Origin of the sequence: Nocardioides lianchengensis, from assembly GCF_900101465.1 — a bacterium.
Lineage (GTDB): Bacteria > Actinomycetota > Actinomycetes > Propionibacteriales > Nocardioidaceae > Nocardioides > Nocardioides lianchengensis.
The window spans coordinates 32,289-55,064 of record NZ_FMZM01000019.1 but is presented as its reverse complement, the minus strand read 5'-3'; the positions used below and the strand labels follow the sequence as shown (position 1 = coordinate 55,064).

Genomic DNA, 22,776 nt, shown 5'->3' with positions numbered 1-22,776 from the left:
CTACAAATCTCCGGTCCGGCCGGACTGACGCCCGAGGACCAGCGCGATCTCCAGGGTGAACGCGTCACGCGACTGGGTCGGGCTGTAGCCGGTGAGCTCCGCGGCCTGCTTCAGCCGGTAGCGCACGGTGTTGGGGTGCACGAACAGCACCCGGGCCGTCGCCTCGATCGACGAGCCGGTCTGGAAGTACGCCGCCAGCGTCTCGATCAGCGTTCCGCGCGCCCGCACCAGGGGGAGGTAGACCTCGTCGACCAGGTGCCGGCGGGCGTGGCCGTCCCCCGCGAGCACCCGCTCAGGGAGCAGCTCCTCGCTCAGCACCGGCCGGGGCGCCTCCGGCCAGCCCGAGGCGGACCGCTGGGCGGAGGCGGCGGCCCGGGCGGAGACGTGGGCCGTGCCGAGATCGCTCACCGCGGGGCCGACGACGACCGGCCCGGAGGCGAAGAGGGGAGCCACCACCTCGGCGGCGGTCCGCGGGTCGGCAACGCCGCCCAGGAGCACCACCAGGCGGTCGCCCTGGACCGCGCAGAGCGCGTCCATGCCCGATCCGCGCGCGTGGCGTCGTACCTCGTCGAAGAGGTCGGTCTCGGTACGGCGGGCCGGGGCGGTGCCGAGCACCACGGCGACGTCGCCGCCGGCGGACCAGCCGAGCGCGCTGGCCCGGGAGAGCAGCGACTCGTCGGTCTCGGCCCGGAGCACGGCGTCGACCACCAGGGCCTCCAACCGGGCGTCCCAGGCGCCGCGAACCTCCGCGGCGCGGGCGTAGACCTCGGCGGTCGCGAACGCGACCTCGCGGGCGTAGCGCAGTACCGCCGCGTGCAGGTCGGGGGCGTCCTCGGCGTCGAGGAGCGCGTCGATGTTGCTCTCGACCACCTCGATCGAGAGCCGGATCAGGTCGACGGTCTGCTGCAGGGTGATCACGCCGGCCAGGGCACGCGGCGCCGCGCCGAAGATCGAGGCCGCGAGCGCGGTCCCGTCGGCTCCGGGGACCCGGTCGGTGTCCTCGCGGTACCAGTCCACGAAGCCCCGGATACCGGCCTGGACGATGCTGCCCACCCAGGAGCGCTCCTGCGCGCTGAGCTCGGCGAACCAGGGGTTGTCGCTCTCCATCCGGGCCATCGCGGCCGTGCTGAGGGCGCCCGCGGAGCGCTGCAACGCATCGGCGTTGCGCGAGCGGGGTACTGCGGTGGGACGGTGGGCCACGGACCGAGGCTAGCCGTCCCCCGCCGACCGCCTGCGGCGCGTGCCCCGACCGGGTTCGACGGCAGGTGGTTGACCTGGTCCGATCGGGCCGTTTCCCCCGTGGAACAAGGGAAAACGAGTCATTGTCGACCACTCTCCTGACCGACGGCCGACCCTCTGGTTGAATCCGTCACCTATCCGCCCAGCGAGGAGGACGCGGTGTCCGACCAGCGTCACGAGGTGCAGTACCTGACCATCCACGGCCACCGGCGTGCGTTCGTGAGGGTCGGAGAGGGGCCGGCGCTCCTGCTGCTGCACGGACTCGGCTGCGACCACACGACCTGGGACCCGGTCATCGACGCGCTCGCGCGCCGCTACACCGTCATCGCCCCGGACCTGCTGGGTCACGGGCGCTCCGCGAAGCCGCGGGCCGACTACTCGCTCGGCGGCTACGCCAACGGGATGCGCGATCTGCTGACGATGCTGGGGATCGACAAGGTCACCGTGGTCGGCCACAGCTTCGGGGGCGGCGTCGCGATGCAGTTCGCCTACCAGTTCCCGGAGCGCACCGAGCGGATGCTGCTGGTCGCCTCCGGCGGGCTCGGCCCCGAGGTCTCGCCCGGGATCCGGGCGATCACGACCCCCGGCTTCCACCAGCTGATGGGCCTCCTCACGCTGCCCGGCATCCGGCACGCCGGCGTACTCGGCCTGCACGCGTTGGCCGCGTCCGGCCTGAAGCCGGCCCGCGACCTCGGCGAGGTCGCCCACATCTACGACTCCTTCAAGGACCCGAACGCCCGCCACGCCATCCGGCACGTCGTGCGCGCCGTGGTCGACTGGCGCGGCCAGATCGTCACGATGGCCGACCGCGCCTACCTCACCGAGGCGATGCCGATGGCCGTGGTCTGGGGCCGCGACGACGCCGTCATCCCGGTCCGGCACGCCAGCAACGCGGCCGCGCTCGCGCCCAAGGCCCGGGTCGAGGTGATTCCGAACGCCGGGCACTTCCCGCACAAGGACCACCCGGAGCGGTTCGTGAAGATCGTGCACGACTTCATCCGGTCCACGCAGCCGGCGACGTACTCCCGGGCGCGCTGGCGGCGGCTGCTGAAGGACGGCCAGGTCGGCCCGATCGGCCCGCTGGCCCCCGTCCCCGACATCGACACCGCCTGAAACGCCGAGTCGGCGCGAGTTCGTGCCGACTCGGCACTGAACTCACGCCGACTCGGCGGTGAGGGGGGTGGGACTAGGCGTCCCCGCCCTCCTGCTTGACGCCGGCGGTGGCGGTCGGGTCGTCGATCCGGTACGTCGCGAACGCCTTCTCGACCTGCGAGCGGTCGATCTCCCCCTGGTCGGCGAGGGCCTGGAGGGCCTGCACGACCACCGACTGGGCGTCGATGTGGAAGTAGCGGCGCGCCGCGGGGCGGGTGTCGGCGAAGCCGAAGCCGTCCGCGCCGAGCACGCGGTAGTCGGCCGGCACCCAGCGGGCGATCTGCAGCGGGACGGCCCGCATGTAGTCCGACACCGCGACGACCGGGCCCTGGACGCCCGCCAGCTTCTCGCTGACGTACGACGACCGCGGCGCCTCGCCCGGGTGGAGCAGGTTCCACTCCTCGGCCGCGACGGCGTCGCGGGCCAGCTCGTTCCACGAGGTGACCGACCAGGTGTCGGCCTGCACGCCCCACTCCTCGCGGAGGATCCGCGCGGCCTCGGTGACCCACGGGAACCCGACGCCCGAGCCGAGCAGGGTCACCCGCGGGCCCTCGCCCTCGGCCTTCGACATCTGGTGGATGCCCTTCAGGATCCCCTCGACGTCGACGCCCTCCGGCTCGGCCGGCTGCGGGGTCGGCTCGTTGTAGACCGTGAGGTAGTAGATGACGTCCTCGGCGTTCTCGCCGTACATCCGCTCGAGGCCGTCGCGCATGATGTGGCTGATCTCGAACGCGTGCGCCGGGTCGTAGTGCACGACCGCCGGGTTGGTCGACGCGAGCAGCGGCGAGTGGCCGTCGGCGTGCTGCAGGCCCTCACCGGTGAGCGTGGTCCGGCCGGCGGTCGCGCCGATCAGGAAGCCGCGCGCCAGCTGGTCGGCCATCGCCCAGATCGAGTCGCCCGTGCGCTGGAACCCGAACATCGAGTAGAAGATGTAGAACGGGATCATCGGCTCGCCGTGCGTGGAGTACGACGACCCCGCGGCGGTCGCCGAGGCCATCGCGCCGGCCTCGGAGATGCCCTCGTGCAGCATCTGGCCGGAGGTCGACTCCTTGTAGGAGAGCAACATATTGCGGTCGACGGACTCGTACTGCTGGCCGGCCGGGTTGTAGACCTTCGCGCTCGGGAACATCGCGTCCATGCCGAAGGTGCGGTACTCGTCCGGCGCGATCGGGACCAGGCGCTTGCCGATCTCGGGGTCGCGCATCCAGTCCTTCAGCAGGCGTACGACGGCCATCGTGGTGGCGACGTTGTTCTTGCCGCCGCCCTTCTTCAGGTCGGCGTACGTCTTGTCGCCCGGCAGCGTGAGCGGCTTGGCCCGCAGCACCCGCTTCGGCACCGAGCCGCCGAGCTGCTGGCGACGCTCGAGCATGTACTCGATCTCCGGCGAGTTCTGGCCCGGGTGGAAGAACGGCGCGGCGCCGGTCTCCTCGTAGGAGCGCTCGAGGTCGCGGTCGGAGATCGGGAGGTAGAGCCGGTCCCGGAACTTCTTCAGGTCGTCCGGGGTCAGCTTCTTCATCTGGTGGGTGGCGTTCTTGCCCTCCAGCGCGTCGATCGTCCAGCCCTTGATCGTCTTGGCGAGGATCACGGTCGGCTGGCCGACGTGCTTCTTCGCGGCGTCGAACGCGGCGTAGACCTTGCGGTAGTCGTGACCACCGCGGGGCAGCTTCTGGATCTGCTGGTCGCTCATGTGCTCGACCATCTTGCGCAGTCGCGGGTCACCGCCGAAGAAGCTGTCGCGGACGTAGGCGCCGTCCTCGACCGAGTAGGTCTGGAAGGCGCCGTCGGGGGTGCTGTTCATCTTGTTGACCAGCACGCCGTCGACGTCCTGGGCCAGCAGCTGGTCCCACTCGCGGCCCCAGACGACCTTGATGACGTTCCAGCCGGCACCGCGGAAGTTGGCCTCGAGCTCCTGGATGATCTTGCCGTTGCCGGTGACCGGTCCGTCGAGCTGCTGCAGGTTGCAGTTGATGACCCAGGTGAGGTTGTCGAGCTCCTCGCGGGCGGCGATGCGGATCGCGCCCAGCGACTCGGGCTCGGCCATCTCGCCGTCGCCGAGGAAGGCCCAGACGTGCTGCTGGCTGGTGTCCTTGATGCCGCGGTTGGCGAGGTAGCGGTTGAACCGCGCCTGGTAGATCGAGTTGATGCCGGTCAGGCCCATCGAGACCGTGGGGAACTCCCAGAAGTCCGACATCAGGCGCGGGTGGGGGTACGACGGCAACCCGGCGCCGGGTCCGTGCTGGACCTCCTGGCGGAACCGGTAGAGCTGCTCCTCGGTGAGCCGGCCCTCGAGGAAGGCGCGGGAGTAGACACCGGGGGAGGCGTGGCCCTGGATGTAGATCTGGTCGCCGCCGCCGGGCGCGTCCTTGCCCTGGAAGAAGTGGTTGAACCCGACCTCGTAGAGGCTCGCGGAGGACTGGTAGGTGGCGATGTGGCCGCCGACCTCCAGGCCCTTGCGGTTCGCGCTGGACACCATCACGGCGGCGTTCCAGCGGATGAACGCGCGGATGCGCCGCTCGATCTCCTCGTCGCCCGGGAACCACGGCTCCCGCTCGGGCGGGATCGTGTTGATGTAGTCGGTGCTCCGCAGCGCGGGGACGCCGACGTTCATCTCTCGAGCACGCTCCAGCAGCCGGAGCATGACGTAGCGAGCTCGCTCGCGTCCGCGCTCGTCGACCAGGGCGTCGAACGAGTCGAGCCAGTCGTGGGTCTCGTCGGGGTCGATGTCGGGCAGCTGGGTCGGCAGTCCCTCGTGGATCACAGCAGGGGTGGTGCCGCCGCGCGTGCCTGAAGGAGTGGGTGATTCTTCGGTCACGGACCCCATCGTGTCACGCGTGGGATGGCCGGGAAATCTACCCGCGAGTAGTCCCACGGCCCACGTGACGGCGACCTCATGCACGTCCGAAGTGGTACGTCGACCGGCGTCGCGCCTGTGGACAGAGGTTGCGCCCCGCCCCGGACTCCGCTGGACTACTCCCCACGTCACGGGCTGTACCGGTCGTCGGAGACCCGGCGACCGCACCGAAATCGTCTGGAGGATGTCAGTTGAGCGCGACCGCGGGTGGCGGGTCCACCCAGACAGGGGCTGCTGGAGCTCCCGACCGGCTCGGCTTCAAGGCCGGCATGGTCATCCAGGAGCTCGGCTGGGACGACGACACCGACGACGCCTTGCGCGTCGCGATCGAGGACGCCATCGACGGCGACATGGTGGACGGTGACTACGGCAACGTCGTGGACGCCGTGCTGCTCTGGTGGCGCAAGGAGGACGGCGACCTCGTCGACGGGCTCGTCGACTCCCTGACCGACCTGGTCGGCGGGGGAGCGATCTGGCTGCTGACCCCGAAGGTGGGGCGGCCCAACGCCGTCGACGCCTCCGACATCGCCGAGGCGGCCCCGATCGCGGGCCTCTCGCAGACCACCACCGCGGCGGTGAGCAAGGACTGGGCCGCGACCCGGCTGGTCGCGCCGAAGACGCCGGCCTGATACCCCGCTCCGTCGTACCGCTCCCTCACGTCGGATAAGAAGGTGCCTGTGCTGCAGAAGGTGATGGACCGCGCCCGCGAGGCCGGGATCGGTGCTCGGGTGCTGCTCGGGTCCGGGATCGTCCGGCCCTACTCACCGGCGGTGCTGGCCCGACTGCTCGGCACGGTGCGGGCGTGGGGGACCGGTCCTGCGGGCGGCTTCGCGTCGCTGGCGCTGCGCGAGCCCGTCCGGGTCGGGATCCTCGACGAGCGCGGCTCGTTGACGTACGGCGAGCTGCACCGGCGCTCCAACGCACTGGCCCGGGCGCTGCACACCCGCGGCGTCGGCGAGGGCGACGGCATCGCCCTGATGTGCCGCAACCACCGAGGCTTCGTCGAGGCGACGGTGGCGGCGGCCAAGCTCGGCGCGGACGTGCTCTACCTCAACACCGCCTTCGCGGGCCCTCAGCTGGTCGACGTCCTGGAGCGCGAGCAGCCGACCGTCGTCGTCCACGACGAGGAGTTCACCGGCCTGCTGGCCGACGCCGAGGCCGGCACCCGGGTGCTGGCCTGGACCGACTCGACCGACCTGGCCGACGACGTGCTCACCCTCGACGGGCTGATCGCGTCCGGAGCCGGCGACGACCTGGACCCGCCCGGACGGCACGGGCGGATCGTCATCCTGACCTCCGGCACCACCGGCACGCCCAAGGGCGCACCCCGCAACGAGGCCGGCATCGACGCGGCGATCTCACTGCTGTCCCGGATGCCGCTGCGCTACGGCTGGCGCACCCACATCGCGGCGCCGCTGTTCCACACCTGGGGCTTCGCCCACCTCGCGCTCGCGATGCTGCTCGGGTCGACCGTGGTGCTGAAGCGCAGGTTCGAGCCGGAGGAGGCACTCCGGCTCACCGCCGAGGAGGACTGCGACTCGCTGGTGGTCATCCCGGTGATGCTGCAGCGGATCCTGGGGCTGTCCGAGGACGTGCTGGGCCGCTACGACCTGCCCCGGCTGAAGGTGGTGGCCGCCTCCGGCTCCGCGCTGCCCGGCGACCTGGCCGTCGACTGGATGGACCACTTCGGCGACAACCTCTACAACATCTACGGCTCGACCGAGGTGGCCTACGCCTCGATCGCCACGCCGGTCGACCTGCGCGAGGCGCCGTCCTCGGCGGGGAAGCCGCCGTGGGCGACGGTCGTGAAGATCCTCGACGACGACGGCCACGAGCTGCCGCACGGCGAGGCCGGCCGGATCTTCGTCGGCAACAACCTGCTCTTCGAGGGCTACACCGGCGGCGGCCACAAGGACATGGTCGACGGGCTGATGTCGACCGGCGACGTCGGCCGCTTCGGCGACGACGGTCGGCTCTACGTCGAGGGCCGCGACGACGAGATGATCGTCTCCGGCGGCGAGAACGTCTTCCCCAAGGAGGTCGAGGACTGCCTGGCGCGCCATCCGGCGGTCGTCGAGGTGGCCGCGGTCGGAGTGGACGACGACGAGTACGGCAAGCGGCTGCAGGCCTACGTCGTGCTGAAGGACGGCACCGACGTCTCCGCCGACGACCTGCGCGACTGGGTGCGTGAGAACCTCGCGCGCTACAAGGTGCCGCGCGAGATCGTGCTGCTCGACGAGCTGCCCCGCAACGCCACCGGCAAGGTGCTCAAGCGTGAGCTGGGCAAGGAGGAGGGCGCGTGACCGGCCTCCAGCTCGGCGGCCCGGCCCCCGACTTCACGCTGCGCGACCAGTTCGGCCAGGACGTCACGCTGTCGTCGTACCGCGGCACGAAGGCGGTGGCGATCCTCTTCTACCCCTACGCGTTCTCGGGGGTCTGCACCGGCGAGATGGCGGGGGTACGCGACCGGCTGGCCGAGTTCCTCACCTTCGACACCGAGGTGCTGGCGGTCTCCTGCGACCCGATGTTCGCGCTGCGGGCCTTCGCGGACTCCGACGGGCTGAACTTCCCGCTGCTCTCCGACTTCTGGCCGCACGGCGACGTCGCCCGGGCCTACGAGGTCTTCGACGAGCGCTCCGGGTCGGCGCGGAGGTCGTCGTACGTCGTCGACCGGGAGGGCAACCTGCGCTGGTCGGTGCACAACGCGATGCCCGAGGGACGCGACCTCGACGAGCACCTGCGCCAGCTGCGCGACGCCGTGGGCTGAGCCCCGCGGGAAAGTGGTCTGGACCGGCCCGGGAAATCACCCGGACCCGTCCCGCCCGTTCGCGGGAGCCCGCTAACGTTGTCCTCGTTGAACCGCTGGTGACCCGAGACGCCAGCGGTTCGACTCATTTCCGGGCCTTTTCGCGGCCCGTCTCCGGCTCGTCTAGTCTGTGGCGCGCTCGGGGCGTATAGCTCAGCGGTAGAGCTCCTCGCTTACAACGAGGCGGTCGGGGGTTCGATCCCCTCTGCGCCCACCACCCGGCACACCCGGCCTCAGACCGGCACCGGCTCGTCGACGTCGGTGCACGGCGTGGTCGAGCCGTCGAGGCTGGTGAGCCCGGCGAGTTCGGGCAGCGGGCGCGGGTCGTCGAGCAGGGCCCGGTCGCCGTCCTCGCGGTAGCGGCCGCGCGGGCCCTCGCTCAGCACCTGCCGCAGTGCCCCGACGAGCCGGTCGACGTCGTCGCTGCTGGTGCCGGCGCCGACGGCCACGCGGAGGGCGCCGGCCGGGAGGCCGAGCCGCTCGAAGAGCGGGTGGGCGCAGAAGCGTCCGGCGCGCAGCGCGACCGCGTGCTCGGCGGCCAGCACCGAGGCGACCAGGGTCGGGTCCTCGGGCACGGTGAAGGTGACCACGCCGACCGGCTCCCCGGCCTCGGGCCACAGCCGCACGACCTCCAGGCCGTGGATGGTGCGCAGCCCCGCGAGCAGCCGTCCGCGCAGCGCCCGCTCGTGCTCGTCGAGGGCGTGCTCGGCCCCGGCCAGCACGTCGCAGGCCGTGGCCAGCGCGACGGCGCCGAGGAGGTTCGGGGTGCCGCCCTCGTGCCGCGCGGGCGCGCTCGCCCACGACACCGAGTCGGTGCCGACCGCGGTGACCGCGCCGCCACCGGCGAGGTGCGGGCGGCCCTCGTCGAGCCAGTCGCGGCGGCCGACCAGCGCGCCGGCGCCGAACGGCGCGTAAAGCTTGTGGCCCGACAGGGCGACGTAGTCGACGCCGCTCCCGGCCAGCGACAGCCGCCGGTGGGCGAGCAGCTGGGCGCCGTCGACCAGCACCCGGGCGCCGTGCCGGTGGGCGAGCTCGACCACCCGGTCGACCGGCAGCGCCTCGCCGGTCACGTTGGAGGCGCCGGTGACCACGAGCAGGGCGTACGGCGTGCGCGCGAGCTCGGCGTCGAGCAGGTCCAGGGTGCCGGCGACCGTCGGGGCGGGCGTGAGCACGGTGCTGCCCGCGCCGAGGCGCCACGGCAGCAGCGCGGCGTGGTGCTCGAGGTCCAGCGCGAGGGTCGGGCCGGGCGTCACCGTCGCGAGGAGGTTGGTGGCGTCGGTGGTGTTGCGGGTGATGACCACGATGTCGTCGGGCCGGGCCTCGACGTACGCGCCGATGCGCTCGCGGGCCGACTCGTAGAGCGCCGTCGAGACCTGGGAGAGGTAGCCGGCGCCGCGGTGCACGCTGGCGTACCAGGGGAGGGCCTCGGTGACCCGGTCCGCGACCTCGCGCAGCGCCGGCGCGCTGGCCGCCGCGTCGAAGTTCGCCTGCCGCATCCGGCGACCGTCAAGGACGGGCACGAGGGTGTCGGCGCCCACGAGGGGCAGCAGCGGGGCGCGGAACGTCGGGTCGGGCACGGCCCGCCTCCTTGGATCTGGATCTGGCGTGGATCTGACGGCTCAAAGTCGAGTAAGTAAGTCAACTTTACGTCGCGGCGAGGTCGTCGAGCGAACGGCGACACCAGGTGGTCGAGACCACCTCCCATCCGGTCCCGCGATGGCTTCGAAGCACCACCAGCGGGCCGCGGTGGCAGCTCTCACGGGGGACCTGCCCCCGGGGCCCGCTATCTTCACGTCCGTGCCGGCCGATCTCGCCCTCGTCGAGGGGGTCCGGCACGCGCTGGCCGAGGCGGCGGATCCCGAGCGGGCGGTCGGGCAGCAGGCCTACATGAAGTCGGTGATGCCCTACCGGGGCGTGACCCTGCCCGCGCTGTGGAAGCTGCTGCGGCCGCTGCTGGCCGAGCACCCGCCCGGGTCACGGGCGGACTGGGAGGCCACGGTGCGCGAGCTGTGGGACCACGCCGCCTTCCGCGAGGAGCGGTACGCCGCCACCGCGCTCGTGCAGCACCCGGCAGCGAAGCCCTGGCGCGACGGCGAGGCGCTGCCGCTGGCCCGGCACCTGATCGTCACCGGCGCGTGGTGGGACCACGTGGACGAGCTCGCCGTGCACCTGGTCGGCGAGGCGCTGCGGGCGGACCCGGACGTCGTCCGCCCGGTCCTCGTGGCGTGGGCCACCGACGACGAGCTGTGGCTGCGCCGTACCTCGGTGATGTGCCAGGTCGGCGCCAAGGGCGACGTCGACGTCGCCCTCCTGCGGCTGGCGATCGAGGCCAACGTCGACGACCGCACGTTCTGGCTGCGCAAGGCGATCGGGTGGGCGCTGCGCGACCACGCCCGCGCCGATCCCGACTGGGTCCGGGCCGAGGTGGCCCGGCTGGGTGATCGGCTGTCGGGTCTCTCGCGCCGCGAGGCCCTGAAGCACCTGTCCCCGGCGTAGGGCAGAATCTCGCGGGTGGCTGAGGGATCGGACATTTCGGTAGCGGAACGGCTCGACGGCCAGCACGTCCTGGTGACCGGGGTGACCGGGTTCGTCGGCGAGGCGCTGCTGCACCGGATGCTGAGCGAGGTCCCCGGGGTCCGGGTGACGCTCCTGGTGCGGCCCAAGGGCTCGACGCGGGGCACCGCCCGCATCGCCGCGTTGCTGAAGAAGCCGATCTTCGCGGAGGTCGTCGAGGCCTCAGGGGGCATCGAGGCGCTGATGGCGGCGCGCATCGGCGTCCTCGAGGGCGACCTGGCCGACACCCCGGAACTGCCGGCCGGGCTCGACGCCGTCGTGCACTGTGCGGGTGACGTCTCCTTCGACCCACCGGTCGACGAGGGCTTCCGCACCAACGTGGTCGGCACCCGCGAGCTCCTCGCCCGGGTTCGCGACGCCGGCCCTGACCTGCACTACGTCCACATCTCGACGGCGTACGTCGCCGGCCGCCGCCGGGGCAGCATCCCCGAGGGCCCGGTGGACCTCGAGGTCGACCTCGAGGCCGAGCTGGCCTGGGGCCTGAGCCAGCGCCGCGCCATCGAGGACCGCTCCCGCAGCGCCGAGGTGCTGACGGCGGAGCGCAAGAAGGCCGAGAAGGCGCACAGCCGGGCCGGCGCGCTGACCGCCGCTGCCGCGACCGAGGCCGCGCGCAAGGAATGGGTCAAGAACGAGCTGGTGGCGGCCGGCGCGGAGCGCGCCCGCAGCCTGGGCTGGACCGACTGCTACACCTTCACCAAGGCGCTCGGCGAGCGGGTGGTCGAGGAGCACGCGCGCACCCACCGCGCCTCGATCGTGCGGCCAAGCATCATCGAGTCCGCCCTCACGACGCCCCACCCGGGCTGGATCGAGGGCTTCAAGATGGCCGAGCCGCTGATCCTGGCCTACGGACGCGGCGAGCTGCCCGAGTTCCCGGCCGCCGCCGACACGATCGTCGACATCGTGCCGGTCGACCACGTGGTCGCGGCGATCGTGGCCGTGCTCGCGCACCCGCCCCAGGTCGGGCGGGCGGCGTACTTCCACGTGTCGTCGGGCGACCGTCAGCCGCTGACCTTCCACCAGCTCTACGAGAACGTTCGGGCCTACTTCGACCGGCACCCCTTCCAGGCCGGTGACCGCGGGGCCACCCGGCTGCCCGAGTGGCGCTTCCCCGGTGCGCACGCCGTCGAGCGGGTGCTGTCCTCGGGGGAGCGGGCCTACCAGGTCGCCGACTTCCTGATCTCCCACGCGCCGCGCAGCGACCGGGCGCGCGACCTGGCCCGCCGCCTGGAGCAGCAGCGCCGGCGGCTGGAGTTCCTGCGCCGCTACCTCGACATCTACGCCGAGTACACCCAGGCCGAGCTGCGCTTCCACGACGGCAACACGCTGGCGCTCTTCCGCTCGCTGTCGGAGGCCGACCAGGCGCGGTTCGCCTTCGACACCTCGGTGGTCGACTGGAAGGTCTACCTCCAAGACATCCACTGTCCGGCGGTGACCGCGCCGATCCGGCGGCTCGACGAGGTCCGGGCCGCGCGGCGCAAGGCCGCCACGCCGGGCCTCAGGCCACTCTCGCCTGAGAAGCCGGCGGTCGCCGCGTTCTTCGACATGGACGGGACGCTGCTCTCGTCCAACGTCATCGAGACCTACCTGTGGGTGCGGTTGCGCGAGCTGTCCGGTGCCGAGCGGCTGGCCGAGCTGGGCCGGGTCGTCGGGAAGGTGCCGGCGCTGGTGCAGGCCGAGCGCCGGGAGCGGAGCGCGTTCCTGCGCACCGTCTACCGCGACTACGAGGGCGCGCGTCGCGCCGACCTCGACCAGATCGCCGACGACCACCTCACCGACCACGTGCTGTCCCGGCTCTCACCGGCCGCGGTCCGCCGGATCCGGGAGCACCGGAGAGCCGGGCACCGGACCGTGCTGATCACGGGGGCGATCCGGCCGCTGACCCGGCCGCTGCGGACCCTCTTCGACCACATCGAGGCAGCGGAGCTGGCCGTCGACGAGCGCGGGATCTGCACGGGCTACCTCTCGTCGTCGCCGCTGGTGGGCGAGTCGCGGGCGGCCTGGATGGCGTCGTACGCCGCCGAGCACGGCATCGACATGGCCGCGTCCTTCGCCTACGCCGACTCCCACTCCGACCTGCCGCTGCTGGCGGCGGTGGGCAACCCGGTCGCTGTACGACCCGACGTGACGCTGTTCCGTCACGCGCGCAAGCACCACTGGAAGATCGTCGACTGGAAGAGCTCCGGCTCGTCGGTACGCTCCCTCGACCCGGCCGGGGGCCTGTGATGATGCTCGCGCTCGAGATGTTCCGCTCGCTGCCGCGCACGGTCGCGGGCAAGGCCGTCGGCAGCAGGCTGCCCGGGATCCTCTCCGGGTACGCCGCCCCGCTGCGCCTGGTCACGATCGACGCCCCGGTGGTCGACCGGCCGGGCTGGGCGCGGCTGAAGACCCGGCTGTCCGGCATCTGCGGCTCCGACCTCGGCATGCTGTCGGGCCAGACGTCGCTCTACTTCTCCGCGCTGGTGTCGCTGCCGTTCGTGCCCGGTCACGAGGTGGTCGCCGAGCTGCTCGAGGACTGCGAGGACCTCCCCGCCGGGACCCGCGTGGTCGTCGACCCGGTCCTGACCTGCGCCGCCCGCGGGGTCGAGCCCTGCGACGGGTGCGCGGCCGGGGCGACCAACCGCTGTTCGCGGATCACCGTCGGCGACGTCTCGGCCGGGCTGCAGACCGGCTTCTGCCACGACACCGGCGGCGGCTGGGGGCAGCAGCTGACCGCGCACCGCAGCCAGCTGCACGTCGTCCCCGAGGGCTACTCCGACGAGCAGGCGATCCTGATCGAGCCGATGGCCTGCGCCGTGCACACCGCGCTGCGCGCCGGCGTACGCCCGGGGGACCGGGTGCTGGTCAGCGGGGCCGGATCGGTCGGGCTGTTCGCGACCTTCGCGCTGCGCGAGCTCACCGGCGCCGGCGAGATCATCGTGGTCGCCAAGCACGGCCACCAGCGCGAGCTGGCCCTGGCCCTGGGCGCCACCGAGGTGGTCGCCCCGCGCGAGGTGCTGCGCCGGGTGCGCCGCTCGACGGGGGCCTTCCAGCTGAAGCCCGAGTTCTCGTCGCCGTACCTCCTCGGCGGGGTCGACGTCGCCGTCGACGCCGTGGGGAGCAAGCAGTCGCTGGAGACCGCGCTGCAGGCCACCCGCGCCGGCGGCCGGGTGGTCCTGTCCGGCATGCCCGCCCCCGCCGACCTCTCCGCGGCTTGGTTCCGCGAGCTCGAGATCGTCGGCACCTACGCCTCGGCCCACGCCGACGACGCGTTCGCGAAGGCGACCGAGCTGGTCGCCCACGACGCCGTCACCCAGCTGTCCAAGTCCGTCGCCAGCTATCCGCTGCACCGCTGGCGCGAGGCGCTCGACCATGCCCACTCCACCGGCCGTCTGGGGACGGTCAAGGTGGCGTTCGACCCGAGGAGCACCCAATGAGCAGGCCCGGTTTCGTTCTCGAGGTCGACGACCGGACACCCCCGCTGGTCGTCCACGAGGGCCTCGGCTTCCGGCTGGAGAGCTTCCCGCTCGGGACCCGGGTGGTCTACCCGCCCGAGTCGCTGCCGACCGTCCCCGACGTCGACGAGGCGATCCGCGAGGCGCTGCTGCACCCCGTGGACGCCGAGCCGCTGCCGTCGCTGCTGTTCTCCGGGATGCGGCTGACCATCGCCTTCGACGACCTGTCGCTGCCGCTGCCGTCGATGAAGAGCCCCGACATCCGCGGGCGGATCATCGAGCACGTACTCACCCTGGCCGCCGAGGCCGGGGTCGACGACGTCGAGATCGTCGCCGCCAACGCCCTGCACCGGCGGATGACGGCCGGCGAGCTGAAGCACATCGTGGGGGAGCGGGTCTTCCGGTCGTTCTTCCCGCAGGGCCAGCTCTACAACTTCGACGCCGAGGACCGCGACAACCTCGCCCACCTCGGCACCACCGAGCAGGGCGAGGACATCGAGATCAGCAAGCGGGCCGCCGAGTCCGACCTGCTCGTCTACGTCAACGTCAACCTGGTCGCGATGGACGGCGGGCACAAGTCGGTCGGCATCGGCCTGGCGTCGTACAAGTCGCTGCGCCACCACCACAACCCGCAGACCATGGTCCACTCGCGGTCCTTCATGGACCACAAGAAGTCGGCCATGCACCACTCCGCGTGGCGCATCGGGCGGATCATCAAGGACACCGTCAAGGTGTTCCAGATCGAAACGACGCTCGACAACAACGTCTTCGGCAAGCCCTACGACTTCCTCATGAAGCGCGAGTGGGAGTGGTCGGTGCGCGACCAGGCCTCGATGCTGGCGATGAAGCGCGGGCTGTCGGTCGCGCCGCAGAAGCTGCGGCACAAGCTGTTCCACGACCTGCGGGCGCCGTACGGCCTGACGGGGATCAGTGCCGGCGAGGTCGAGGCCGTGCACGAGCAGACCCTGGAGCGGGTGCACCGCCAGCAGCTGGTCGAGGTGCAGGGGCAGTCCGACGTGCTGGTGCTCGGGGTGCCCTACCTCGGCCCCTACAACGTCAACAGCTCGATGAACCCGATCCTCGCCACCTGCATGGGCCTGGGCTACTACTTCAACTCCTACCGCCACCAGCCGGTCGTGCGGAAGGGCGGCGCGGTGATCCTCTACCACCCGCTCAACGAGGGCTTCAACCAGCTGCACCACCCGTCGTACGTCGACTTCTACGAGGAGGTGCTCGCCGAGTCGACCGACCCGGCGGTCATCAGCGCGAAGTACGAGAAGCAGTTCGCCGAGGACGAGTGGTACCGCCACCTCTACCGCACCTCGCACGCCTACCACGGAGTGCACCCGTTCTACATGTGGTACTGGGCGGCGCACGCGATGGACCACGTCGACGAGGTCATCTGGGTGGGGGCCGACCGCAAGGTCGCCTCGCGGCTCGGCTTCCGCGCGGCGACGACGCTGCAGGACGCGCTGGAGATGGCCTCGGGGACCGTCGGCTCGTCGCCGTCGATCACCTACCTGCACAACCCGCCGCACCTGCTCGCGGACGTGCGATGAGCGGCTTCCTCAAGGGGACCGTCGACGACGTCCGCACGGTCTCGCGGGGCTGGCGCTGGGGCCGGCGCTCGATGGTGCCGCGCTCGGCGGAGGAGTACGTCCTGCCCGCCCGGTCGACGGTCTTCCCGTCCGACTGGTCGCGCAAGCGGCCGGCGATCGCGGCGCGCGAGGTGGCGCAGAAGGGCGGTCTGGAGCCGCTGTTCCGCTCCCAGGTCCGCACCCGGGTCGAGGGGCTCGACGTGCTCGACCGGATCGACGGCCCGGTCATCTTCGCGGCCAACCACGCCTCCCACCTGGACACGCCGCTGATCCTGCTGTCGCTGCCCGACGAGTGGCGCCGTCGTACGGCGGTGGCGGCGGCGGCCGACTACTTCTTCGACACCTGGTGGCGTGCGGTCGGCTCCTCGCTGCTGTTCAACACCTTCCCGATCGACCGCCGCGGCGGCGCGATGGCCACCACGCCCGGCGAGGTGCTCGCCGATGGTTGGAGCCTGGTCATCTTCCCCGAGGGCACCCGCTCGCAGGACGGCTGGATGGGCAAGTTCCGGATGGGCGCGGCCTTCCTCGCCCACGAGTACGACGTCCCGGTGATCCCGGTCGCGCACCGCGGGACCTTCGCCGCGATGCCCCGGGGCGCCGGCTGGCCCAACCCCGGTCGGCGCCAGCTGACGATCCGGTTCGGCGAGCCACTGCGGCCCGCCGAGGGGGAGTCGGTGCGCGACTTCGCGCCCCGGATCAAGGACGCGGTCGCCCGGCTGCTCGACGAGGACGCGACCACCTGGTGGGAGTCCCGCCAGCGCGCGTCGGCCGGCACGACCCCCGACCCGTCCGGGCCGCAGGTCGCCGCCTGGCGCCGGGTCTGGGCCCAGACCGAGTCGCCGCAGGTCGCCGAGGAGCCGTCCGGCCGGCGGCTGGCCGCCTGGCGGCGCTGAGCCTCGGGTGAGAGCCCTCTCATGATCGGCTCACGGACCCCTCACCCCGGGTGAGCAGAGTTCCTCTCGTCAAGCACACAGCTCGGGCACAGGCCCCGACGAGAGGACATCTCATGAAGAAGCTCGTCTCCATCAGCACGCTCGCCATCGCGGGCGCCGTCACCACGGGGCTCATCGCCTTCTCGACCCCGGTCTCCGCCGCCGACGACGACGCCGCGTTCCAGCGCAAGGACGACAGCCCGGACGTCGTGGTGGCCGTCGACGACGACGATGACGACGACACGTTCGGCCGCAACGACGACACGAACACGCGGACCAACGGGAACACCCGGACCCGCACCCGCGGCGGCGACACGAACACCGGCAACAGCCGCTCCACGCGCGACCACACCAACAGCCGATTTACCAAGGTCAGCCGCGACCGCGACCTCAGCCGCAGCGACAAGACCCGCGACTGGACCCGCGACGGCGGCACCCGCACGCGCGACCGCAGCGCGAACCAGACCAACGACCGGTCCCGCAACGACACCCGCCGCTGAGCGACGACGGACCGGGAGGTCGACCGATGGGCAGCACCGACACCGCGCCGGACACCTGGCAGTTCGCCGAGGGTGACCCGATCACCGACGACCTGACGGCCGTGAAGCTGCTCGGGGGCGGATCGTCGTACGAGGCCTACCTGGCCTTCGACGACATCACCTACGCCCCCGTGGTGGTGAAGGTCGTCCGGCCGAGCCTGGTCGCGGACGACTCCAGCCTGCGCGGCCTGCGCCGCGAGGTGGAGGCGCTGGCCACGGTCAACCACCCGGTCGTCGTCCGAGGGCTGCGGCACCGGCTCGACGGCGAGCGCCCGCACGTCGTCCTGGAGCAGATCGACGGCCCCCGGCTGTCGTCGCTGGTCCGGCGCTACGGGCCGCTGCAGGAGCAGCAGTACGTGCCGCTCGCGATCGAGCTGGCCAGCGCGCTGCACTACCTGCGCCACCTCGGCTGGACGCACCTCGACATCAAGCCGAGCAACGTCATCATGGGCGCCCCGGCCCGGCTGATCGACCTGTCGGTCGCCCGGCGGCTCGAGGACGCCGCCGCGCTGCGGGTGCCGATCGGGACCGACCGCTACCTGTCGCCGGAGCAGTGCGACCCGCCGACGACGGGCGAGCCCGGCCACGCCAGCGACGTCTGGGGCCTGTGCGCCACGCTCTTCGAGGCGGTCGCCGGCTACCGCGCTTTCGACGACGGCGACCTGGACGCCGACGACGTCCGGGTCCGCTACCCGCAGCTGGTCGACGCGCCGTACGAGCTGCCCGACCGGGTGCCGGACGAGGTCGTCAAGATCCTGTACGCCGGCCTGGAGAAGCGGCCCGAGAACCGGCCGCTCCCGCACGAGGTCGCCGAGGCCCTGGAGCCCGTCCTGGCCCGCCAGCCCCGGGCCCGCCTCGCCGGCTTCAAGGTCCGCTGATGCCGGATCAGCCGAGGTCGTCCCGGGGCTCCAGGAACTCCAGCCGGTTGCCGAACGGGTCGGCCGCGTAGAAGCGGTCGTGCCCGGGGAACTCCCCGTCCCAGGTGACCTCGATCCCCGCGGCGGTGAGCGTCCGCGCCAGTCCGCGCAGGTCGGTCGCCAGGATCCCCGGGTGCGCCTTGCGGGCCGGCACGAAGTCCGCCTCGATCCCCAGGTGCACCTCGAGTCCGCCACCCCGGAACCAGCAGCCGCCACGGGCGGCCAGGACCGGCGGCTTCTCGAGCTCGTCCATGCCGAGCACCCCGCCCCAGAAGGCCCGGCAGGCCTGCTCCCCGCCCGCCGGGATCGCGAGCTGGACGTGGTGCAGGCGGGTGAGGGCGAAGGTCGGCGTCGTCATGGGACCGATCGTCCCAGGGCCGCGCGGCTCGCCCGGCTCGACGAGGGGGTCAGGTGTTGAAGCGGTAGCCCATGCCGCGGACGGTCGCGATGGAGTCGGCGCCGAACTTGCGGCGCAGGTAGCCGACGTAGACGTCGACGACGTTGGAGCCGGGGTCGAAGTCGAAGCCCCACACGTGGTCGAGGAGCTGCTCGCGCGAGAGGACCCGGCCGGCGTTGAGCATGAAGATCTCCGCCAGCGTGAACTCCCGGGCCGACAGGTCGACCTGCTTGTCGCCGACGGTGGCCCGCCGGGTGCGCACGTCGAGGCGTACGCCGGCCGCCTCCAGGACCTCGTCGCGGGCCGCCGCGCCGCCGTCGCCCGGCTGCGACTGCCGCAGCCGGAGCCGGATCCGGGCGATCAGCTCGGCGAAGCGGAACGGCTTGGGCATGTAGTCGTCGGCGCCGCCCTCCAGTGCGGAGACCGTGTCGGTCACCGAGTCCCGGGCGGTCAGCACGATGACCGGCATCCGCGAGCCCTGGGAGCGCAGCTGGTCGAGCAGCTCGAAGCCGTCCATCCCGGGCAGCCCGATGTCGAGGACCATCAGGTCGAAGTCGCCGCTCAGGGCGTGGTCGAGGCCGGTCGGGCCGTCGCCGGCGATCGTGGCCAGGTGGCCCTCCGCGCGCAGGCCCTTCGCCACGAAGGAGGCGATCCTCGCCTCGTCCTCGACGATCAGGATGCGGGCCACAGGTTCTCCTCGGGGGTCGGTCGGTCCTGCAGGGGGCGGAAGGTCAGGGTGGTGGTGCCGGAGGCCGGCCGGGCCGGGAGGGCGATCACGAACCGGGCGCCGGGCGGGTCGGCGTCCTCGACCGTGACGGTGCCGTCGTGGGCGTCGACGATCGCCCTGACGATGGACAGGCCGAGGCCGAACCCCTCGTCCCCGTCGGGTACGGCGGAGCGTCCGAAGCGCTCGAAGATCTTCGTGCGGTCGGCGGCCGGTACGCCCGAGCCTGTGTCGCGCACCCAGAGCCGCGCCACGCCGTCGTCGTACGACGAGCCGAGCGCGACGGTGTCGCCGGGGGCGGTGTGCTTGACGGCGTTGTCGGCGAGCTGGAGCAGGGCCTGGGCGATCCGCTGCGCGTCGGCCTGGACGGTGGCGTCGGCGGCGGCGTCGAGCTGCCAGTCGCGGTCGCCGAGCGCGCGGGCCTTGGCGAAGGTGTCCTCGGTCAGGGGCGCCAGCTCGACGTCGGCGAGGGTCACGAAGTCGGGCCGGTCGCTCTTGGCCAGCAGGATCAGGTCGCCGACCAGGCGCGACATCCGGTCCACCTCGTCGAGCAGCAGGGCCCTGGTCTCCTCGACCTCGGCGGGGCTGCCGGTGTCGAGCAGCTCGAGGTGGCCGCGGAGCACCGTCAGCGGGGTCTTCAGCTCGTGCCCGGCGTCGTCGAGGAACTGCCGCTGGCCGGTGAAGGCGTGCTCGAGCCGGTCGAGCATGCCGTTGACCGTGTGGGTGAGCGCGGTGATGTCGTCGTTGCCGGAGGTTGGGATCCGGCGGGACAGGTCGGTCTCGCCGATCTCCTCCGCGGTCTCGCGGAGCGTGCGCAGCGGCGCCAGCAGCCGGCCGGACTGCCAGAAGGCGGCCGCCGTGACCAGGAGCAGCGACAGACCGGCCACGGTTGCGTAGGTGCGCATCGTGTCGTGCAGCTCGGCCCGGTCCTCGGCGAGGTAGACGACCACCATCAGGGCGCCGGTGTCGTCGCCCTGGGTGATCGGCTGGGACGTGACCAGGACCTCTCCCTGCGGGGTGTCGAGGCGACGGCTCCCGCCGGTGGACACGAGGGGTCGTACCTCGGCGAGGAACGCCGCGTCCTCGGCGAGGGGGTCGTCCGGGAAGACCAGCATGCGGCTCTCGTTGAAGCCGAGCAGCAGCTCGTCGTCGTCGGGCACGTTGCGCTGCATGAAGAGCCGCTGCAGGGCCTGCAGGCTCTCGAAGGGCTCGCCGGTGCCGGGGTCGATCCCCTCGTCCGTGAGGACACCGAACTCGTCCAGCTCCTGGTCGACCGCCTCCGCGGTCTGCCGCTCCAGCCGCTGGGACTCGATGACGTAGACGATCGTGCCGGCCGCTCCCAGCGCGACCAGGACGAGGGCCGCGACCGTCGCCGTGATGCGCACGCGGACCGAGACGCCCGACCGCAGCGGTCGGGCGTCCCGGGTCGCGGGCGCGGGCTCAGTCGTCGTCGTCCCCGTCGCCGCGGTCGTCGTCATCGTCGTCGTCATCGTCGTCACCACCGCCGGGTCCGCGGTGGTCGTCGTCCCGGTCGTCGCCGCGGTCGTCGGCGTTGCCGTGCCCGGAGTTGTCGCGGACCTCGCCGGGCTCGGGGACGACCACCTCGACGTCGTCGCTGCCGCGCGTGCGGGTCGGGCTCGGCGACCGGGTCGGAGTCGGCGAGGTGCTGGGCGTCGGTCCGCTGGTGGTCGGGTCGGGGGTGGGACTCGGCTCGGTGATCACGATCGGATCGCGCGGGGCGGGCTCGTCGGCGGACGACGACGCGAGCGACCCGACGACGAACGCCCCGACGGGCAGGACGAGGCCGAGGGCGAGGAGGACCTTCCAGACCGGGCTCATGACAGAGACGATCCTGCCTGATCGTGGGGCACGAGTGAGAGCGTCATGAGAGGACTCTCATGGGGCAACCCCGTCGCAACCCGGTCGTGCCTAGAGTGGCGTGCGTCACTGCCCGCCCGTCCAGGAGGCACCACCGTGATCGTCCCGTTCAGCGTGTCCGACTTCATCGACCGCGCCGTGCAGGTCTACGGCGAGCGCGTGGGCGCCGTGGACGAGCCGGATCAGCCGGCCCCCTCGCAGGGCGAGCTGACCTACGCCGAGATCGGGGCCCTGGCCCGCCGCCAGGCGGCCCGGCTGGACGAGCTCGGGATCGACGTCGGCGAGCGGGTGGCGGTGGTCAGCCACAACAGCAGCCGGCTGCTGACGTCGTTCTTCGGCGTCTCCGGCTCGGGTCGGGTGCTGGTGCCGGTGAACTTCCGGCTCCGCCCGGACGAGGTCCGCTACATCGTCGAGCACTCCGGTGCGCGGGTGCTGCTGGTCGACCCCGAGCTCGACGAGTCGCTGGCCGACGTGACGGCCGAGCACCGGTTCGTGATCGGCGACGACTCGCTGATCTACGCCGAGGAGGGGATCGAGCCGCGCGGCTGGGAGCCGGACGAGAACGCCACCGCCTGCATCAACTACACCTCCGGTACGACCGCGCGGCCCAAGGGCGTGCAGATCACGCACCGCAACATCTGGGTCAACGCCGTCACCTTCGGCCTGCACGCCGGGGTCACCGACCGCGACGTCTACCTGCACACCCTGCCGATGTTCCACGCCAACGGCTGGGGGATGCCCTTCGCCATGACCGGCCTGGGCGTGAAGCAGGTGGTGATCCGCAAGATCGACGGCGCCGAGATCCTGCGCCGGGTGCGCGACCACGGCGTGACCGTCATGTGCGCGGCGCCGGCAGTGGCGGCCGCGGTGCTGGAGGCGGCGCAGTCGTGGGAGGGCGAGATCCCCGGCCGCGACCGGGTGCGGATCATCATGGCCGGCGCTCCGCCGCCCACGAAGACGGTCGCGCGGGTCGAGGAGGAGCTGGGCTGGGAGTTCATCCAGATCTACGGCCTGACCGAGACCTCGCCGCTGCTCACGGTCAACCGCACCCGGGCCGAGTGGGACGACCTGTCCGCCGAGGAGCGGGCCGGCCGGCTGGTACGGGCCGGCGCGCCCGCGCTCGGCGTACACCTGGCGATCTCGGAGGACGAGGAGAACGCCGGGGAGGTGCTGGCCCGGTCCAACGTCGTGCTGGAGGGCTACTGGGAGCAGCCCGAGGAGTCGGCGACCGCGCTGCGGGACGGCTGGTTCCACACCGGCGACGGCGGCACGATCGGCAACGACGGCTACCTCACGATCAGCGACCGCAAGAAGGACGTCATCATCACGGGCGGCGAGAACGTCTCGTCGATCGAGGTCGAGGACGTCCTGTTCAGCCACCCCGCCGTCGCCGAGGTCGCCGTCATCGGCGTGCCCAGCGACAAGTGGGGCGAGACCATCAAGGCGCTCGTCGTCCTGGCTGACGGGGAGAGCGCCACCGAGGCCGAGCTGATCGCCTGGTGCAAGGAGCGCGCCGCCGGCTACAAGGCCCCGACCTCGGTCGAGATCCGCGACGAGCTCGCCCGGACGGCGACCGGGAAGCTGCAGAAGTTCAAGCTGCGGGCGCCGTACTGGGAGGGGCGGGAGCGACAGGTCAACTAGGTCTCGATACGCCCCTCGTGCCTCGGGGCTACTCGACCATCGAAAGCGCGCCCCTCGTGCCTCGGGGCTACTCGACCATCGAAAGCGCGCCCCTCGT

At 72.2% G+C, this 22,776-nt stretch carries 19 protein-coding genes and 1 tRNA gene; 13 read left to right on the top strand and 7 right to left on the bottom strand.

What is annotated here, in order from left to right:
* On the bottom strand, positions 1-1,200 hold the full coding sequence (locus tag BLT76_RS24925; RefSeq protein ID WP_244509571.1) for a PucR family transcriptional regulator: 1,200 nt from the start codon (positions 1,198-1,200) through the stop codon (positions 1-3).
* A gap of 198 nt (positions 1,201-1,398) precedes the next feature.
* On the opposite strand from BLT76_RS24925, the gene BLT76_RS24920 reads away from it, so the two are divergent.
* Entirely contained in the window at positions 1,399-2,352 is a 954-nt protein-coding gene (locus tag BLT76_RS24920) for an alpha/beta fold hydrolase (RefSeq protein WP_090861022.1), read from the top strand.
* Between the two features lie 73 nt (positions 2,353-2,425).
* Here the strand turns inward: BLT76_RS24920 and aceE are convergent, their stop codons facing one another.
* Positions 2,426-5,212: a pyruvate dehydrogenase (acetyl-transferring), homodimeric type gene (gene aceE, locus BLT76_RS24915; protein WP_090861021.1), complete on the bottom strand. Its 2,787-nt coding sequence runs from the start codon at positions 5,210-5,212 to the stop codon at positions 2,426-2,428.
* A 221-nt stretch (positions 5,213-5,433) separates the two neighbouring features.
* Here aceE and BLT76_RS24910 point away from each other — a divergent pair, with 221 nt between their 5' ends.
* The 4 genes from BLT76_RS24910 to BLT76_RS24895 all read left to right on the top strand — a co-directional run bounded on the left by BLT76_RS24910 (position 5,434) and on the right by BLT76_RS24895 (position 8,265).
* Entirely contained in the window at positions 5,434-5,871 is a 438-nt protein-coding gene (locus tag BLT76_RS24910; protein ID WP_090861020.1) for a DUF3052 domain-containing protein, read from the top strand.
* A 42-nt stretch (positions 5,872-5,913) separates the two neighbouring features.
* The gene (locus BLT76_RS24905) at positions 5,914-7,545 is read left to right on the top strand and encodes an AMP-binding protein (protein WP_244509570.1); all 1,632 of its coding nucleotides are present in this window, start codon (positions 5,914-5,916) and stop codon (positions 7,543-7,545) included.
* Positions 7,542-8,009, top strand: a complete 468-nt coding sequence (locus BLT76_RS24900) for a peroxiredoxin (protein WP_090861019.1) — start codon at positions 7,542-7,544, stop codon at positions 8,007-8,009. Before BLT76_RS24905 ends, BLT76_RS24900 begins: the two co-directional genes overlap by 4 nt.
* Before the next feature lie 181 nt (positions 8,010-8,190).
* Positions 8,191-8,265 (top strand) — tRNA-Val (locus BLT76_RS24895).
* A 16-nt stretch (positions 8,266-8,281) separates the two neighbouring features.
* Here the strand turns inward: BLT76_RS24895 and BLT76_RS24890 are convergent.
* Entirely contained in the window at positions 8,282-9,625 is a 1,344-nt protein-coding gene (locus BLT76_RS24890) for an aminotransferase class V-fold PLP-dependent enzyme (protein ID WP_244509569.1), read from the bottom strand.
* Positions 9,626-9,845: 220 nt separating this feature from the next.
* Here BLT76_RS24890 and BLT76_RS24885 point away from each other — a divergent pair, with 220 nt between their 5' ends.
* The 7 genes from BLT76_RS24885 to BLT76_RS24855 all read left to right on the top strand — a co-directional run bounded on the left by BLT76_RS24885 (position 9,846) and on the right by BLT76_RS24855 (position 18,000).
* Positions 9,846-10,544: a DNA alkylation repair protein gene (locus BLT76_RS24885; protein ID WP_244509568.1), complete on the top strand. Its 699-nt coding sequence runs from the start codon at positions 9,846-9,848 to the stop codon at positions 10,542-10,544.
* A gap of 15 nt (positions 10,545-10,559) precedes the next feature.
* Positions 10,560-12,845: an HAD-IB family hydrolase gene (locus tag BLT76_RS24880; protein WP_244509567.1), complete on the top strand. Its 2,286-nt coding sequence runs from the start codon at positions 10,560-10,562 to the stop codon at positions 12,843-12,845.
* A gap of 2 nt (positions 12,846-12,847) precedes the next feature.
* Positions 12,848-14,035 carry a zinc-dependent alcohol dehydrogenase gene (locus tag BLT76_RS24875; RefSeq protein ID WP_090861035.1) on the top strand — a complete coding sequence of 396 codons (1,188 nt, stop codon included), beginning with the start codon at positions 12,848-12,850 and terminating at the stop codon, positions 14,033-14,035.
* Positions 14,032-15,612, top strand: a complete 1,581-nt coding sequence (gene larAH / locus BLT76_RS24870; RefSeq protein WP_090861017.1) for an NPN-dependent hydroxyacid isomerase, LarAH14/15/16 family — start codon at positions 14,032-14,034, stop codon at positions 15,610-15,612. The genes BLT76_RS24875 and larAH overlap by 4 nt, the downstream gene beginning before the upstream one ends.
* Complete coding sequence (locus tag BLT76_RS24865) at positions 15,609-16,544, top strand: lysophospholipid acyltransferase family protein (RefSeq protein WP_090861016.1); 936 nt, start codon at positions 15,609-15,611, stop codon at positions 16,542-16,544. Before larAH ends, BLT76_RS24865 begins: the two co-directional genes overlap by 4 nt.
* Before the next feature lie 113 nt (positions 16,545-16,657).
* Entirely contained in the window at positions 16,658-17,083 is a 426-nt protein-coding gene (locus BLT76_RS24860) for a hypothetical protein (RefSeq protein ID WP_090861015.1), read from the top strand.
* A 26-nt stretch (positions 17,084-17,109) separates the two neighbouring features.
* The gene (locus BLT76_RS24855; protein ID WP_090861014.1) at positions 17,110-18,000 is read left to right on the top strand and encodes a serine/threonine-protein kinase; all 891 of its coding nucleotides are present in this window, start codon (positions 17,110-17,112) and stop codon (positions 17,998-18,000) included.
* Positions 18,001-18,007: 7 nt separating this feature from the next.
* On the opposite strand, the gene BLT76_RS24850 is transcribed toward BLT76_RS24855, so the two are convergent.
* From BLT76_RS24850 to BLT76_RS26245, 4 genes are read right to left on the bottom strand one after another with little or no spacing between them, the layout of a single operon-like run.
* On the bottom strand, positions 18,008-18,397 hold the full coding sequence (locus BLT76_RS24850; protein ID WP_090861013.1) for a VOC family protein: 390 nt from the start codon (positions 18,395-18,397) through the stop codon (positions 18,008-18,010).
* 49 nt (positions 18,398-18,446) lie between these two features.
* A complete protein-coding gene (locus BLT76_RS24845) occupies positions 18,447-19,124 on the bottom strand; it encodes a response regulator transcription factor (protein ID WP_090861012.1) in 678 nt (225 codons plus the stop codon).
* A complete protein-coding gene (locus BLT76_RS24840; protein ID WP_090861011.1) occupies positions 19,109-20,650 on the bottom strand; it encodes a sensor histidine kinase in 1,542 nt (513 codons plus the stop codon). The genes BLT76_RS24845 and BLT76_RS24840 overlap by 16 nt, the downstream gene beginning before the upstream one ends.
* Positions 20,601-20,999, bottom strand: a complete 399-nt coding sequence (locus BLT76_RS26245) for a hypothetical protein (RefSeq protein ID WP_090861010.1) — start codon at positions 20,997-20,999, stop codon at positions 20,601-20,603. Before BLT76_RS26245 ends, BLT76_RS24840 begins: the two co-directional genes overlap by 50 nt.
* 135 nt (positions 21,000-21,134) lie before the next feature.
* Here BLT76_RS26245 and BLT76_RS24830 point away from each other — a divergent pair, with 135 nt between their 5' ends.
* Complete coding sequence (locus BLT76_RS24830) at positions 21,135-22,679, top strand: AMP-binding protein (protein ID WP_090861009.1); 1,545 nt, start codon at positions 21,135-21,137, stop codon at positions 22,677-22,679.
* Positions 22,680-22,776: the final 97 nt, after the last annotated feature.